This is a genomic window from Paenibacillus sp. FSL R7-277, from assembly GCF_000517965.1.
Taxonomy (GTDB): Bacteria; Bacillota; Bacilli; order Paenibacillales; family Paenibacillaceae; genus Paenibacillus_AQ; species Paenibacillus_AQ silagei.
Genome location: NZ_ASPX01000055.1, coordinates 119474 through 134978 on the forward strand (window position 1 = coordinate 119474; position 15505 = coordinate 134978).

Here is a 15505-nt window from a genome sequence, read left to right on the forward strand (position 1 = left end):
AACCGCGCTGAAATTTTTTAATAAATTCTCTGCAACTAGCTCCATTCTGTTAGCTTCTATCCTTAGATTATCCTTTGTGATCTTTAACACACACCTTTTTATAATTTTAGTTATAAGGATAATATCGGGTCAAATGGAATCCGCATTAGCTTGGATAGCCTCATGCTCTTCCAGCAGCTGCTTCAGCTGTTGGCGTTGGCGTTTTTCCCGTTGACGGCGCTCTTTGTCCTCCTCCTTGAGCGCTTTAAGCAGGGAGAAGCACATGCCGATCAGAACAATGGCAAAAGGCAGCGCAGCTACAATGGAAGCGGTCTGAAGGCCGCCCAAGCCGCCGCTAATCAGCAGCACAACAGCGATGGAGGATTGCAGAATTCCCCAGGTTAATTTGACTCTTGCGCTGGGATTCAGCTTGCCGTCTGACGTCAGCATGCCCAGTACAAAGGTAGCCGAGTCGGCTGATGTAATGAAGAAGATCATAATCAGGATCGTAGCTATTAACGATACTATGGTGCCTAAGGGCAATTGCTCCAGCATGACGAAAAGGGCTGTGGTCGTGTCTCCTTTAACGGCTTCAGCCAGCTGGACACCATCGAAGAGCTCCATTTGTATGCCCGTTCCCCCGAATACCGAAAACCAGATAAAACCGAACAGACTCGGTATAATCAGCACACAAATGACAAATTCCTTGATTGTTCTTCCTTTGGATACCCTCGCAATGAATGTTCCGACAAAGGGTGCCCAGGCAATCCACCAGGCCCAATAGAATAAGGTCCACGCCCCTACCCAGGTTCCCTTGGAAAAAGGCGTTAACCTCAAGCTCATATTGACGATGTTTTGCAGGTAACTGCCTAATGTGGTGGTAAAGGTATCAAAGATAAACGAGGTCGGACCCGTCATCCATACGAACAGCATCAAAAGAACGGCGATCACCAGGTTTGTGTTGCTGAGGATTTTGATACCCTTGTCCAGACCGCTGGTAGCGGAGATGAGGAACAGCACGGTCACAACCGCAATAATTGCAATCTGAGCGGCTACGGTGTTCGGAAGTCCGAATAAATAATGCAGACCTCCGTTAATCTGCAGAGCCCCGAGACCCAGCGAAGTCGCTACTCCAAAAATCGTAGCAATCACCGCCAAAATATCGATGGCCTTGCCCAGCCAGCCGGAAACGAGCCTTTCCCCTAGTAAAGGGATGAAAGCTGAGCTGATCAAGCCTTTGTACCCTTTGCGGAACTGGAAATAAGCAAGCGTCAATCCAATAACGGCATAGATGGCCCATGGGTGCAGTCCCCAATGGAAAAAAGAATAGCGCATGGAGATCCGTGCTGCTTCTGTCGTCCCTCCTGTTACGCCCTCCGGCGGAGATAAATAATGGGACAGCGGTTCAGCCACTCCCCAGTAGACCAGCCCGATCCCCATTCCTGCGCTGAATAACATCGACAGCCAGGAGACTGTGGAATATTCCGGTTCATCGTCATCGTCTCCCAACCGGATACTGCCGAACCTGCTGAAGGCTAAATAGAAGGTGAAGATCAAGAAGAACAGAGTCGCCAGCAAATAGAACCAGCCGAAATTATGGATGGAGAAAGTGTACGCGGCATTAGCGGTACTTGCCATCTGGTCAGGCGCCACTGCTCCCCATATGGCAAAAATCGCTACGATAGTAATTGAAATGATAAAAACCATATATGAACCTCCATGAGTAGTGTATGTATACAATAATAAACAAAAAAAACCTCAGGAAAGCATGGAAGGCTTCCTGAGGGGTCCATCCATTGTACTTTTCCGTCAGGGTCCTGCTCAGTTCTGTCTGTTCTCCACCGATTTCATACGGTTCTGGTCGTCAGGCACCCGGTCATGACTGAATTCCTGACCTGCTTCTACTTCCCCATCTTCGGATACAGCCCGGGCAAAGCTAGTGAACTGTCTCTTCTCCTCGTCCTGCTCATGCTTCAGCTTCAAAAGCTCCTTCGGGTCCTGAGTTGTCATCACGCTAACCTCCTGAGAAATCTATTCATGCTGTTTATCTGCACTATAGAAGTTTTTCCATACTATCGGGGTACTTATGCACGAAGATTGGAGAATGCGCTTTAGTCCTTAACTTTTATGAGCACTCCATCCCTATTCTCATAGACTCTGCTTTCATTTTTTTCGAGCTTGTTCATGATCTCTTCTTCCAGGTTAATCCCCAGAATCTCCGCCAGTCCAATCAGGTAGATGGCTACGTCAGCCAACTCTTCGCCGAGGTCGTCTTTCTTCTTCCGGTAAGCATCGCAGGCTTCAGACAGTTCCCCGTGGGTCAGACAGAATTCCTGATAAATATCTGTGACATTGAACCCCTTCTCAAGCTTATTCTGATATACTCTCTTCTGGAGTTGGGCTAAATCAATCATGGCTATCTCTCCTATCCGCTAATTTATTGATCTAATCCCATATGCTTGCGTAAATGCACTAACGACATGGGCTGGATTCGCTGGGCTTTGGCAATATTCTCATACAGAAGATGGCTCTTGCCTGCCTGGGCAAACGACTCACGTAAGGCTGCGATCCTTCCTTTTTTGAGATCAAGGAACTGGAAGTCGATCTGCTTCAGATGCTTCATTGCGGTCACAGGCTCTAACTCCTTCGCGGTCACGGCTGTTGAAATCTCTCTTAGCTGTAACATTTCAAGCTGCGTTGCGGTCCATAAAGGGTCAATATCCTCCAGGGATTTCATCTGATCGAGTTCAAGCTGTATAAGCCCCGGCATATTCGAAAAGTCACACAAAGCCTCAAGCTTCGGCAAGGATAAGTTCAGGTATGTAAGATTGCTCATGGACTCCAGGGCATCCACCTCCGTTAAGTTGCGGATAGCCGCCAGACTCAGCATGGGGACGGTAGAATCTGCAAGCGCATCCAGTGATCCTTTCAAGATGGAGTCGTGAATGAAGAGGCACAGCAGGTTCGTTAACCGGCGGACAAATTCCAGCTCATGAATCGTAGTCCGCAAGATTAAGGTATCCAGGCTGGCGGCATCGCCTATCGGCGTTAAGTCCTGAAACTGCCCATGGATCGAGAGATATTGTAGCTGCTTGAAGCTTGCGAGGAAGCTTAGGTCTATCGGCTTTTTGGCCGAAATGGATAAAAACTGCAGTCGCTGCAACTTGCCAAGCACACTCAGATCCACACTATGAAACAGATTCAACTCTAAGGCTGTGATGTGCTGTAGTTCCGCTAAGGTTTGCAGCAATTCCTCGGAATAGCGCACTTTCCTGTCGGCTTGGCTAATTGACAAGACCAGATCCGGGCGTTCGGCAAATACATGCTGATCTAATTCCTGCAGATTCTGGAGCTTGTCCACATCGATGACATACGAAATAAGCGCCCGCTGTCTGAGCTCCTTCACCGCCTGATCCATTTTACCTTTTGTCCAAGGTGCTCCATTCATTGAGCTAGTCCACACTCCCATTTCCGTGATCCCCCGTTCCTTCGGATATAAAAAGTCCCGCCTGTTTGTGGCAGACGGGATTTTGATTAAGTCATGCTTATTGAGCGGCAGCCTTATAGCTTCCGCACCACGTAGATGAGATTCATGCCGCAATCAAGGGTGCCCGGCAGTTTGGTGAACGCGATCTCCTGTTCGACAAGCAGCTTCCAAAATTCCTGGTCAGCCCGGGCGTTCTCTAAGGCAGCATCTCCAGCTTGCGTATATAGTCCGGCAGAGCTTCTCTCCAGAATATTAACCGGAAACTGTGCAAATAAAGCATCCAGTTCAGAGCTCCTCATCATATGGACGTAATGCTTGCTGGGAACTGGATAATGATCTTCGTCCTGAACCCCTGTATTCATGAGCCATCTTGTAGCATCGATCCCGAACTGGTCCTTCTCATAGCGGATGCCTTCGAGATAATACATGGAAGCGCCGATGAAGCTCATCGACCCGACAATCAGGATGCCGCCCGGATTAAGTACTCTTAGCAGCTCCCGGATACCATCCGCCTCTCTGTCCAAGAGATAGTTGATGACACCGCCAATACATACTACTGAGTCAAAAGAAGCATCTGCAAACACGCTCATATCCAGCACATCTAGCACATGGTATGCCTTGATTCTGTCCACCAGGGACAGCTCTTGCATTTTGGACTTGTTGAATTCAATCTGATGGCTGGACAGATCAGCGACGGTCAACTCAGAACACATGGTAGCCAGATCTTTGGTGTACCTGCCTGAACCTGCACCAATCTCCAACACTTGGTCCCCAGGCTTGATATAGCGCTGTAGAATGTCCAGATGCACCTGATACAAAAGCTCGCCAGGCCCATCCTTCGTAAGCCGTGTCCATTCACGGTCACCATAGTTGTCATACCGGCTTCTCGGGATTTCGGGGTTGTAGCTCATGAAAGCCTCTCCTTTTCATATTCAATTGGGTAATCGGAGTAATATCGCTAATGTCGCTAATATCGCCTGCACTCATACAACCACCTCCTCCTTGGAATCCGTCTGCACCTATTATACTAAGCCTCGGCTCATTTGACATCCTAAATATTCCAAATTAAAGTTCCCAAACAAAAGTTCCTCGGTGTGGGATTACCGTGACTCCGGAGAAGTTTGGGTCTCCGGCCGTCGCCAGACGTCCCCCTGGTCACCCCATTGTCCTTCTTTGGATAGGTTAGCGTAGTCTATTGCTGTCATTATGTCTCCTCCTCTGATGTATAGCGGCATATACGCAGAAGAAGCCTGCTGGCAGCAGGCTCCTCTAGTTAGAACTATAGTTTATTAACAATACTTATTCCAAATTTAAAATCTTAATCTCGCCAGGAGCGTAGGATTGTTCTGCGTATTCCCCTCCCCAATTACAAAGCAGTCTCAAAACGGGTTCGAGGGATTGACCCAGCTCTGTCATTGAGTATTCCACCTTAGGCGGTACTTGATTGTACATGGTTCTGCGGATTAATCCGTCCGTCTCCAGCTCCCGAAGCGTTTGGATCAGCATCTTTTGCGAAATATTATGAACAAGCCGCTTCAGTTCCCCTGTACGCATCGGTCCTTGGATTAAATAGTACAGCACAAGCCCCTTCCACTTCCCTCCGATGACCTCTAGTGTAACTTCCAGTTCACAGTGAAAGATTTTCATAACAATCCATCATCTCCTGAGTTGATACACAAACGTTAAGCTGATTTAGATTTGAGCCACTCCACCGTCTGCGAATAATTCAATGCCGTTCAAATAACTGCTCTCCTCAGAGGCCAGGAACATGACTGCATTGGCGATCTCTTCTACCTGCCCTACTCTGCCGAGCGGGACATCTGTTTTGGCCTGTTCCAGGTAATTGTCAAGTTCGGAGCCGAACAATTCATCGTACGCCGGTGTGACGACTGAACCCGGACTAAGGACGTTCATCCGAATCTCTGTCCCTTTCGTATCCAGAATCCAGTTGCGGACGAGCTGTCTGATCGCTGCCTTAGAGGCGCCGTAGATACTGAACGCGGGTACCCCCATTGAGCCGGCCGTAGAGCCTGTCAGGATAATGGAACCTTTTTGGTTAGGGAACAAGGGTAATGCCTTTTGAACAGTGAAAATAGTTCCCTTCACGTTGACATCAAAGGTTTTGTAGTAGTGGGCTTCCGTAATTTCGCCTAACGGCAGGAATGATCCTAGTCCGGCATTGGCAAACAGAATGTCCAACTGTCCCTTTTCCCGCTTGACGGTATCGAATAAGGTGTCCAGATCTTCCAGCTTGGAGATGTCACCTTGAACGCCTGTAACATTCTGACCGATTTGCTGTACCGCTTCATCCAGCTCACGCTGTCTGCGTCCTGTGATAAACACGTAAGCCCCTTCTTGTACGAACTGCTGTGCCGCCGCAAGTCCGATGCCGCTTGTCCCTCCGGTTACAACTGCTACTTTCCCATCAAATCTACCCATACTATTATACACTCCTTTTATGGTTTGTAGTTCCTATGAACGCTAGTATGGGGGAAAAGTTACAAGAAAAACAGTACCCACTTTTTTGTGATATAGTCACCAAAAGGTGATAATTAAGGCGGTGCAAGCTGTGTTATTCTGCTGAAGCGCTAAATTTTCTGCTTCTCCACCATCTTGTAATACATTCCCTGTTGGACCAGTAATTCGGCTGGACTGCCTTGCTCAACAATTCTTCCCTTATCCACGACCAGGATGACATCTGCATTCTTCACGGTGGACAGCCGGTGTGCAATCACCAGGATCGTCTGCTTCCCTTTTAGGCTCAACAAGGTGTCGTTCAAGTCACTCTCTGTCAAGGCGTCGAGAGCTGAGGTGTATTCATCCAGCATCAGAATCCGGGGTTCACTCATGAATGCCCGTGCTAATAGAATCCGCTGGATCTCGCCGCCGGAGAGATTGTCGCCGTGGCCCGCCACCTTCTTCTCATATTGCTCAGGTATGGCTAGAACAAATGGGTCCACATGGGCAAGCTCAACAGCAGTGCTGAATTTTCGCCAGGTCTCTTCGTTCATGTCTTCCTTTTTTAATGGATAAATAATGTTGTCGAGAATGGACTTGTTCCAAAGAACTCCCTTTTGCGGGGAATAGCCGACATATCGTCTTAGTTCATGAATTTCCAGTTCTTGGATCGGAACGCCGTCCAGGCAAATCTCCCCTTCATCCGGCTCAATGAACCTGTGGATTAGCTCGAATATCGTAGATTTCCCTGAGCCGCTTAATCCAACAATCCCCACGAAGGCTCCGGGCTGAATGTCCAAATTAAAGTCCGTGATCCCAAAAGAATCTGCTGGAGCGTACCGGTACGAGACATTCCTCAGCTGCAGGAGGGGGACACTGTGATAGTCGGGAGCTGTAGCTCCCGATGAAATTTTCTCCAGTTCAAGGATGTCATTCAGGTTATTAATAATGACCGTCATGCGGCTCCTATCGATGTTCAGCGTAAACAGCGACTTGAAAATCTGATACAGTCTTGGAAGAATCACAATGAAAGCCAGCAATGTGCCTGGTGAGATGCGGCCTTTCAGGATCAGGTACAGGCTATAGCCATAAATTATACCGGTAATTAAGGAGATAACTGTATCCGCGACAAGATTTAACACCACATGATGAAATAGCCTAGACTGCCGGGATATCTTCCACGCCTCGTCATTCCACTCCCTCCAGCGTTTCTGCTCCGCCTGATGTCCGTTACACCTATGGACCGCCTTCAGATTCGTGAAGAAATCATTCAAATAGTTGATGCCCTTATCCAAAATGCCATGATACTGCTTATCCAGGCGCTCTGTCTTACTCCTGAAGCGCTTGAAGCCGTACATACATAGAGGAAATGAGAGGATGGCTGCGAGTGTAAGCTCGGTACTCATCGAGAACATGATCCACAGGGTAGCGATTAGCAGAATAGCATTCGAGACCATGGCCATCAGGGTGTCAACCACGAAAATTTCACATAGCATCCCCACCTGCAAGGTGATCCGGTTAATGATCTCCCCCTTGCCGATGCTGTCCACGTTTCTTGGCCGGGTCTGAAGTACGTCAGAGAACAGCCGCAGGCGCAGATTCTTGGATAAATGGTTGCCCAGCTCATTATTGTAATAAGAGGTGACGCTGTTCAAGGCGGCGTAAATTACGGGAATTAGAATTAGCAGGAGCATATAGAATGCAGCCGTCCCGATCTGCTTGTCAGGCAGGATGTCATCGAATAGGTCTTTGAACAGGAGGGGCTGAACAGTCGAGACGAATGCGGCTAAAATATTGAAGATTAGGATCATAACAAGGATTCTCTTGCTATTAGACAATATCTCCTTGATCAACGTTCGGGTAGGATTCATAAGCCCGCAGAACCTCCTTCAAAGAGCGCAGCTTATGTAAGCATAACGGATCGGGAAGATGGAATTAACCTGCCTAATAATAGTGAATCACCTTACATATTATAGAATTCAGACTTGGAACTAAACGCGGAAAAGCCAGCGTCCGCTAGGAATCGTTGGCTTCTCAGTTCTTGTATGAATTACTTTCCTTCCTCCGCTTTCCAAATCCCGGCCGCTGTAGGCGAGAAGCCGCACTTTTCATAGAATTCCTTATGCTTACGGCTATAAGTGAGGGTTACTATGGTCAATCCGCGTCGAATAGACTCGTTCAAAAGCTCCTTAACAAGCTGCTGCCCCACTCCACGCCTCTGATAATCTGGATGGATGATAATGTCCTCCATATACCCGTGCTCCAGGCCGGTTCCGGCAACGTAGCCAAAGGCAATGAGTCTGCCTGCGGGATCTCTGGCTCCCGCCCAGAAATTGCACCGCTGAAACAGGGCGGGATAGTCAGAGTCTCTTCTTGCCCAGCCCACGGCTTCTCTTAAACCGGGAACCTCCTCTCCGCGAATGTCCAAGTTAATCTGAATCATTTTCCAGATACAACACCTTTGCTTTTTTGTCGTAGGCAATCAGTTCCGCGTACCGGCCCCAGTCGATCAGGATATCCAGTTGAAGTGCGGCTTCCTCTGCCTCAAAATGCTTTTCGAAAATCTCCACGAAAAAGGCTCCTTCCATTTTATTATTTGATTTCGATTGCAGAATCCAGATGATTTTCTCCATGATGGGAACATGCTCCAGCACCTGGTCTTTAAAAATTTCCTTCCGGAAGAGAACACTTGCATTGGCAAACTGGCGTCCTGGCTCTGTCAACTCGATATCTCCATGCAGAACCGCAGCAAATTGCAGCATTTCCACCGCCTCGACGATCGGCAGGAAATCTTCCAGTTTCAGACTTAATTGATCGGCCAGCTTGTACAAGTCCACTTGTTGACCCAGATCGTCAATCAGTTCAATGAAGCCTGTGAGGGCGCCTGCCGGAACCGGTGGTATTTTCTCGATGGTATTTTGCTTTTCTTCGGCCGGACCGGCAGGCTTCACTTCCCTTTGGGTCAGTATGGAATAGATTTGGTCCACAAGCGATGTGAACTGCGGATCTTGTTTATCCCTCCAGTGCGCCATGGGAATGGGAATATCGGAGATTACACGGGCAGGGTCTCTGGAGAGGACGATGGCCCGGTCCGACATATAGACGGCTTCCTCAATACTGTGGGTGACCATAATGATGCATTTGGTAGGGATTTGCTTCTCCGTCCATAATTCCAGCAGGTCCCGCTTCAAGTTCTCTGCGGTCAATACGTCAAGGGCGGAGAACGGCTCATCCATCAGGAGAATATCCGGCTCCATGACGAGCGCCCGGCCGATACCGACACGCTGGCGCATCCCTCCGGACAATTCTTTGGGGTACGCTCCTTCAAATCCGTCAAGCCCAATCATATCGATGACCGAGAGGGCTTTACGCATTTTGTCGGCTTCGCGCAGAGGTTTGTTCTCCAGCCCCAGCTTCACATTCTCCAGGACTGTAAGCCAAGGAAACAATGCAAATGATTGGAATACCATCCCCACACCCGGATTGGTACCGGCAATCTCCCGTCCATTATAGAGCACCGTGCCCTGTGAAGGAGGGACAAGTCCCGCAATGATTCGCAAAAGAGTCGACTTCCCTGACCCTGAAGGTCCCAGGATGGATATCAGCTCGCCCTCCTTAATATTGATATTAATATCCTCCATAATACTCACATTTGCCTGCTTCGGCTGATCATAACGTTTGCTGATTTGCTTTAATTCAATCAATACTTTGGTCATGTTCTACACCTCTAATCCAAATGATATTTGCTTTCAGCTAATGCATACAGCCTGCGCCACACCAGACGGTTCACAATTACAACGAGCAGGCACATGACAAATATTCCCCAGATGATCTCCGGCCAATTGCCGTTCGTAGTGGCCTCAGCGATGTACGTACCTAACCCGGCTGCTTGAAGATCCTGATCCTTCCACGATACAATTTCGGATACAATACTGGCGTTCCAGGCGCCTCCGCTTGCCGTAATACAGCCGGTTACAAGAAATGGAAAGACGGCGGGGAGAATTAGTTTTTTCCAGGTCTGCCAGCGTGTCAATTTCAAAGTCACCGCAGCTTCCTTAAGATCGGAAGGAATGGCCATCGCACCGGCAATAACATTAAATAATACATACCATTGTGTCCCCAGCAACATCAGCGGAATGGCCCCAATCTCCATCGATATCCCGAACTTCAAGTACAGAATCGTGAATATCGGAAATGCCATGTTCGCCGGAAAAGAAGACAACACCTGCACAACAGGCTGAACAATTCGTGATAGCCGAGGATTCGTTCCAATGAACACACCCACGGGCAGCGTCCAGATCACAGCTAGAAGTGTCGAAACAACAACGCGTAACCCGGTCAGCAGACCGAGGAATACCACATGAATCAGCTCGCTCCAGCTTAAGCGGGCAATCTCGAGAATCCCCGAATACAAATATCGGAGCATAAGTACAGCGGCCACAAGCAAGATTAGCCATTTGAAGATTGTCTTGACCCGTGATGGGACATGCGGCAATTTCACATGTAAGCTTGTGGCTGAGAGCCGCAAGAATCCGTCATGAACGCCGCCGTGCAGCTTACGGTTAAGATCATGAACAAAGCTGGCCCGCTTCAGAAGCTCTAACACCCAGGAGGTTGGCGCTTCGCCTGCTTCCGTCTGTTCATTCTTGAATTTCTGGCTCCAGGCAATCACCGGACGCCAGAATAATTGGTCTACCATCACAATCAGCACCACCATCGCCAGGATCGCATAGATAAGTGCTCTAATATCGCCATCCTCTGCGGCTAGGGCCATGTACGTCCCGATTCCCGGCAGATGCAGATCCTGATTCAGCACGCTGATCGATTCACTGGCCGCCAGGAAGAACCAGCCTCCGCCAAACGACATCATGCTGTTCCAGACCAGGCCGATCATCGAGAATGGCGCTTCCAGCTTCGTGAAACGATGCCATCTGCCCAATTGGTTCATCGCGGCAGCTTCATTCAGCTCGCGCGGAATCGTCTTAAGGGAATGATAATAGCTAAGGGTCATATTCCAGACCTGACTGGTGAAAATAGCGAAGATTGAAGCCATTTCCACTCCCAGCAGGCTCCCCGGAAACAATGCCATAAAAGCCAGGACAGTGGCCGACAGGAATCCAAGTACAGGAACGGATTGCAGGATATCAATGGCGGGAATCATAAACTTCTCTGCAGTCCGGTTATACGCCGCGATGCGGCCGTATACGAAGGTGAAGATCAAGGATGCTCCAAAAGCGATAAACATCCGCAAAAGGGAACGCCCTGCATAATAAGGCAGCCACTTAGGGTCCAGACTGAGCGAGGACAGTTCCTCTGGATCTAAAGGCACCTGCATCCCCGAGCCTAACTTTGCCGCGGCATACAGGATGGATAACAACAAGGATATGACGAGAATATCCGCCCAGCCGAAGGTTCTCCGCTGATTCCCTTGATGGAAAAAGTTCATTTGCATAATGTACAACTCCAATCTGACGTAAATAAATAAACTCTCCACTGCCTCAGCAGGGAGAGTTACAAACTCCTTTATTCATAAGAATATCTTCCCGCATCCATATGATAAATGACTAAGTAGCATAATTAACAATAGTGGCTTCCCCGGTGCGCTCATCGTAGGCAATCCATAATTCATCCCCGGCTTCAACGCCATACACCGGTTCTATAGATTGCCTGATCCGGTAGCTCTGTCCGCCGCGTTCGACGGTGATCGTGGCAAGCGGCCGGTCGCCGGTCGTTCCCCGGTAGTCGACCGATCGAACTCTGGCACTGCCTTGCTTGCCTTGCAGAAGCCGCGATTGAAGCGCAACCTCCTCCGGCTTCGCAGTTACGGGAACTACTGCTCCTACGGCAACTTCCAGATGCTCCGGCACGAACTGGCTGTTCACCTTGCGCAGACGTTCCTTTCCGTTCACCATCACTATTTCAAGTAGCAGCAGATCCTGGCCGGCGATCTTCACGGGCAACCGCTGAACTCTTGTAATTTCAGCCTCTAGGGTAAGCTGGGTTGCCTGATCACTCCGCTCCGCAGGACCATATCTCAACAAACGGGCGTTGCCGCTTGTGATTATCAGATCTGCCCGTTCTCCGGTACGGTAGACGAAGCCGGAGGGCTGCACCACAGGTACACTGTAGGTTTGACCGGCTGCTTCAAAATGCAGCAGCAGTGCTTCCCCGCGGTTCACGGGTCCACAGGACTCAATCTGCCGTAGTACCGCATCTTGAATGATCCGGGGAGGTGGCTGATCCTTAAGCTCGCTGTCCCGAACCAGGATCGCCTTATGCTTGCCCCGGTTATAGCTGATCATCACCTTATCCCCCGGGCGGATAGGGTTCAGATAAGAAATGACCTGCTTGATCTGGACTTCCTTACTCTGGCCCTGGTCCGTGAAACGGACGGTAAGCCGGACCTGTGGTTGTTCGTTGACCAGCATCCCCGTCTCGGCCAGATTGATAACCGTGCCTTGAATCAGAACCCCCTCGGCCAGCTTCTGCCACCGCTTGCGGATGAGAAGCTGTGGCAGCCAGAGTAGTCCCACCACCATCAGTAAAGGAATTGCGAGCCAGATCACCCAGTTCACAACCAGGGCATTCCATGTCAGCACATAGTTCTTGAAGGTCGCTGCAGATAATTGATCCTCCCCGGCAGCCATCTGCCATTGCTGCAGCTCCCCGTTGCTGATCTGTCCGCTAAGCCCCTCCTTGACATGCAGCCAGCCTCCCAATGAATCCAGACTTGAATAGTACAGTGTATCATTATTCGCTTCTTTATAGAAGCTCAGCTTCGGATCTTGCAGCTTATCGTAGGATAATGTCTTAAGCGCGGCATTGACATTCGTAAATTCCCCAGTCTGCTCATGATACAAATAACCGCGTAAGGTACCCTTGATCTCGTCTTCCGTGGTGGACCCGGCAATCAGCGTCTCTTGGTCGTTCAGCGGGAAGAGCCTGGCCTGATAGACCGGCTCCGGCGTCTTGACGGCTTCGCCCCATTTACCCGCAGCCTCATTGTAATAGTGAACCTGTTTTGGATATTCGCTGCTTACCCGCAGTAGCCGGGTATTGTCCAGTCCGAGCTGCGCGGCAAACTCCTGTCCTACCCTCTTCTGCGCTTCGGGAGCACTCTCCTGCGCCCCCTTCAGCCCAAGTAGAGGTACGCCGTCCTTGCCGAAGAGGGCAGAAGCATAAGCGGTGCGCCCATCCTTAAGTCCCACTTCATAGACTGGGAGAGAATAACCATCCTGGAAGCTGAAGGAGGCTTCCCGAATCGAGACCGGCCGTGCGGGAAGAGCGGCTGATCCGTTCAGATTCACGTAGTGTAGCTGCGCCTGGCTGACCTCCGCCACATGGACCGCCGAGCTTTTATCCGCCCCGGCGAACAGTAATCTGCCCCGCCACTCATGCCCGTCGGAGCTCAGAAAGGTCGGGATATTAAAGCTTCCTTGTACCAGCTCTTTCGCGTCCCCCGCCGGATCAATAACATTCACCTGCAGGCCCATATTGTCCTTGGTTGCGACCACTAGCTTACCGGCCTGATAAGAGACCAGCCGCTGCCGGTGGATGTCTGAGCGCAGCTCCACCTCCTGCTCAGCCTTATGGGTGCCTGCGTCATACAACGTTGCCATTAGCCCGTTGCTGCTGTCCGTGACCGCAAGCACCTTCTTGCCCTGGTCCAGATAGTACAACGCTTTGACCGGGAGCAGGCGGTCCGCTGCACTGCGCACATAACCGGAATAATCGTTCCATACCAAGATGCTAAGGATCACTGCAGGAATCCAAAATACCAGAGTAAATAAGGACAAATATGATTTTCTCATCGCCTTCTCGCTCCTCTACATGGTTCGGTGTTCACTATAGCCTTCACCTTAAGTCACTAAGATGAATCGGCAAGCGGGAATTCATCATTCATGCGGGATGACCTCTGTCAGGTACTTGGGTGTAATGCGATCTTCCAGGACGCCAAAAAACGGTACATCCTTGTACCGTTCCATGACTTATTGCCTTTATGTTAATATACTTGGCGTCTCTACGTCCAGAAGGCCCCCTCTTCATCCTCTCTCTGGCTTCAAGCATCCCGGATACGGTAGACAACAATCGCTGTCGCCACAAAGGACACCGTCCAAATCATTACAATACCGGCCCCCTGAACAGGCGTAAGGACATTCAGTTCGCCAGAGGAGGGCAGGAGGTACATGTAACGTCCAGCCGTATCCGGGAAGTAAGCCGGAAGAAGCCCCCGCGACCATGGACTGATAATGAAATAATAGCCAAGCAGGATCACCAGGGCCGGAAGGGTTCTTCTCAATAAAGCCCCTATAGCCGCGCTAAGCAGTGTGGTCAAGGTCAGATAGCCCGTTGCCCCCAGCAATGCTTGTATGACTTCATGAGGTTCAACCCCTGCTGCATGACCATCCAGCCTCCAGCCCGCATATAAGACACCTGAGGCCGTAAGGATAAATGCGGCGGGAATCGTAATCAGGGTGAGTGCCAGATGCTTCATGAATAATTGGCGTCCGCGCCAGGGGATTACCGTTAACGTTGTGCGGATATGTCCGCCCGTATATTCGGAGCAAGCCGCCAAGATCCCCAGAATAATGAACCCTGCCTGAAGATAGCTCATCGAGGCAAGTCCTGTATTCAGGATTCCGGGTGCTGCGGCTCCTTCCTGCAGAGAGGCGGAAGTAAAGGCCGCGGTCAAAAGAAGATGAACAAGAAATGTAACCGTAACAGCGGTCCATGTCCATGGCAATGTCATCAGCTTGTCCAGTTCAGCTCTAAGGACTCGTATAGTCTTCCTGCCGGATGAGACACTCATGCCGCCACATCCCTCCTATGGAAGACAATGGCTGCAATCCCAAGCAGCACGGCTACCCAGGCAAACATGATCAAACCGCCGGTAACCGGGGTGTGATAGCTGTCGAACAGACTGCCTATAGCCTTGGGTGCCACGCTGTCCTTCGTAAACATAAACATCTCGAAGCCGGCCCGGTCCGGCAAATAGAATGCCAGCTTCGTCACCTTGGCCAGCAGGACACTGAAGGATACCAGCGATGAATTAATCATGAGCACGGTAAGCGGGATCATGCCCTGCTTCGTCAGCAGCGTCAGCCCGAAGGCCAACAGTGCAGTGAAGGTCCAGTAGCAGACGGCACCGGCAAGCCGGGTCCATTCAAGTAGCGGGGCATAGTCACCTAATATATAGTGTGTGGTTGGTACAATCAGAATCACAGCAAGGATACACAGGAGGATGCTGATGACAGATACAGCGACTGCTTTTGCCAGAAACAACTGAAGCCGCGATGACACAACCATCAGACTTGTGAAAATCTGCTGCCCTCCGGCCCCTTCACTGCTCTCTGTCCGGTACTCGCTGCTGACTGCAAGCACGCCAAGGATAATAACGCCCTGCACACCAAGACCTAATCCGCTGTAGCCCATTTCGGGCAGCCGTGTGCTGACTCCAGCTATAATCGCCTCTTTTTCTGCTATAGCGTCCAAGGCAGCAATGACCGCAGGAGCCAATGCTCCAATAAGCAGGGCGAGCCAGATCCCCGGCAGCGAGAGCAATTTCAAGATTTCTGCATGGAA

14 protein-coding genes are annotated in these 15505 nt (G+C 50.2%); all 14 read right to left on the reverse strand.

Features of this window, described 5'->3' with window-relative positions:
• Positions 1–129: 129 nt before the first annotated feature.
• Positions 130–1686, reverse strand: a complete 1557-nt coding sequence (locus C173_RS17470) for a glycine betaine uptake BCCT transporter (protein ID WP_036726848.1) — start codon at positions 1684–1686, stop codon at positions 130–132.
• Positions 1687–1800: 114 nt separating this feature from the next.
• On the reverse strand, positions 1801–1989 hold the full coding sequence (locus tag C173_RS17475; protein WP_036726849.1) for a hypothetical protein: 189 nt from the start codon (positions 1987–1989) through the stop codon (positions 1801–1803).
• Between the two features lie 101 nt (positions 1990–2090).
• Positions 2091–2393 carry a MazG-like family protein gene (locus tag C173_RS17480; RefSeq protein ID WP_200869562.1) on the reverse strand — a complete coding sequence of 101 codons (303 nt, stop codon included), beginning with the start codon at positions 2391–2393 and terminating at the stop codon, positions 2091–2093.
• A gap of 23 nt (positions 2394–2416) precedes the next feature.
• The gene (locus C173_RS17485) at positions 2417–3427 is read right to left on the reverse strand and encodes a hypothetical protein (RefSeq protein ID WP_036726977.1); all 1011 of its coding nucleotides are present in this window, start codon (positions 3425–3427) and stop codon (positions 2417–2419) included.
• Between the two features lie 113 nt (positions 3428–3540).
• Positions 3541–4377, reverse strand: coding sequence for a class I SAM-dependent methyltransferase (locus tag C173_RS17490; RefSeq protein ID WP_036726850.1), 837 nt, complete (start codon positions 4375–4377; stop codon positions 3541–3543).
• A 388-nt stretch (positions 4378–4765) separates the two neighbouring features.
• A complete protein-coding gene (locus tag C173_RS17495) occupies positions 4766–5113 on the reverse strand; it encodes a winged helix-turn-helix transcriptional regulator (RefSeq protein ID WP_036726851.1) in 348 nt (115 codons plus the stop codon).
• Positions 5114–5158: 45 nt separating this feature from the next.
• Positions 5159–5905, reverse strand: a complete 747-nt coding sequence (locus C173_RS17500) for an SDR family NAD(P)-dependent oxidoreductase (protein WP_036726853.1) — start codon at positions 5903–5905, stop codon at positions 5159–5161.
• Between the two features lie 149 nt (positions 5906–6054).
• Positions 6055–7794, reverse strand: coding sequence for an ABC transporter ATP-binding protein (locus C173_RS17505; RefSeq protein WP_036726855.1), 1740 nt, complete (start codon positions 7792–7794; stop codon positions 6055–6057).
• A 179-nt stretch (positions 7795–7973) separates the two neighbouring features.
• Complete coding sequence (locus tag C173_RS17510) at positions 7974–8366, reverse strand: GNAT family N-acetyltransferase (protein WP_036726856.1); 393 nt, start codon at positions 8364–8366, stop codon at positions 7974–7976.
• Positions 8353–9639 (reverse strand): ABC transporter ATP-binding protein, encoded by a 1287-nt coding sequence (locus C173_RS17515; RefSeq protein ID WP_036726858.1) that lies wholly within the window; start codon positions 9637–9639, stop codon positions 8353–8355. Before C173_RS17515 ends, C173_RS17510 begins: the two co-directional genes overlap by 14 nt.
• Before the next feature lie 11 nt (positions 9640–9650).
• On the reverse strand, positions 9651–11375 hold the full coding sequence (locus C173_RS17520; protein WP_155991511.1) for an ABC transporter permease: 1725 nt from the start codon (positions 11373–11375) through the stop codon (positions 9651–9653).
• Positions 11376–11487: 112 nt separating this feature from the next.
• A complete protein-coding gene (locus C173_RS17525; RefSeq protein ID WP_036726859.1) occupies positions 11488–13734 on the reverse strand; it encodes a hypothetical protein in 2247 nt (748 codons plus the stop codon).
• 248 nt (positions 13735–13982) lie between these two features.
• Entirely contained in the window at positions 13983–14732 is a 750-nt protein-coding gene (locus C173_RS17530; protein ID WP_036726861.1) for an ABC transporter permease, read from the reverse strand.
• Entirely contained in the window at positions 14729–15490 is a 762-nt protein-coding gene (locus C173_RS17535; protein WP_235191932.1) for an ABC transporter permease, read from the reverse strand. The genes C173_RS17530 and C173_RS17535 overlap by 4 nt, the downstream gene beginning before the upstream one ends.
• Positions 15491–15505: the final 15 nt, after the last annotated feature.

What these genes read in the sequence shown, in the direction of transcription:
- C173_RS17530 (WP_036726861.1), bottom strand. Translation starts at nt 14,732, where the DNA reads ATGAGTGTCTCATCCGGCAGGAAGACTATACGAGTCCTTAGAGCTGAA.
- C173_RS17515 (WP_036726858.1), bottom strand. Translation starts at nt 9,639, where the DNA reads ATGACCAAAGTATTGATTGAATTAAAGCAAATCAGCAAACGTTATGAT.
- C173_RS17470 (WP_036726848.1), bottom strand. Translation starts at nt 1,686, where the DNA reads ATGGTTTTTATCATTTCAATTACTATCGTAGCGATTTTTGCCATATGG.
- C173_RS17480 (WP_200869562.1), bottom strand. Translation starts at nt 2,393, where the DNA reads ATGATTGATTTAGCCCAACTCCAGAAGAGAGTATATCAGAATAAGCTT.
- C173_RS17505 (WP_036726855.1), bottom strand. Translation starts at nt 7,794, where the DNA reads ATGAATCCTACCCGAACGTTGATCAAGGAGATATTGTCTAATAGCAAG.
- C173_RS17490 (WP_036726850.1), bottom strand. Translation starts at nt 4,377, where the DNA reads ATGAGCTACAACCCCGAAATCCCGAGAAGCCGGTATGACAACTATGGT.
- C173_RS17500 (WP_036726853.1), bottom strand. Translation starts at nt 5,905, where the DNA reads ATGGGTAGATTTGATGGGAAAGTAGCAGTTGTAACCGGAGGGACAAGC.
- C173_RS17520 (WP_155991511.1), bottom strand. Translation starts at nt 11,375, where the DNA reads ATGCAAATGAACTTTTTCCATCAAGGGAATCAGCGGAGAACCTTCGGC.
- C173_RS17525 (WP_036726859.1), bottom strand. Translation starts at nt 13,734, where the DNA reads ATGAGAAAATCATATTTGTCCTTATTTACTCTGGTATTTTGGATTCCT.
- C173_RS17495 (WP_036726851.1), bottom strand. Translation starts at nt 5,113, where the DNA reads ATGAAAATCTTTCACTGTGAACTGGAAGTTACACTAGAGGTCATCGGA.
- C173_RS17510 (WP_036726856.1), bottom strand. Translation starts at nt 8,366, where the DNA reads ATGATTCAGATTAACTTGGACATTCGCGGAGAGGAGGTTCCCGGTTTA.
- C173_RS17485 (WP_036726977.1), bottom strand. Translation starts at nt 3,427, where the DNA reads ATGAATGGAGCACCTTGGACAAAAGGTAAAATGGATCAGGCGGTGAAG.
- C173_RS17475 (WP_036726849.1), bottom strand. Translation starts at nt 1,989, where the DNA reads ATGACAACTCAGGACCCGAAGGAGCTTTTGAAGCTGAAGCATGAGCAG.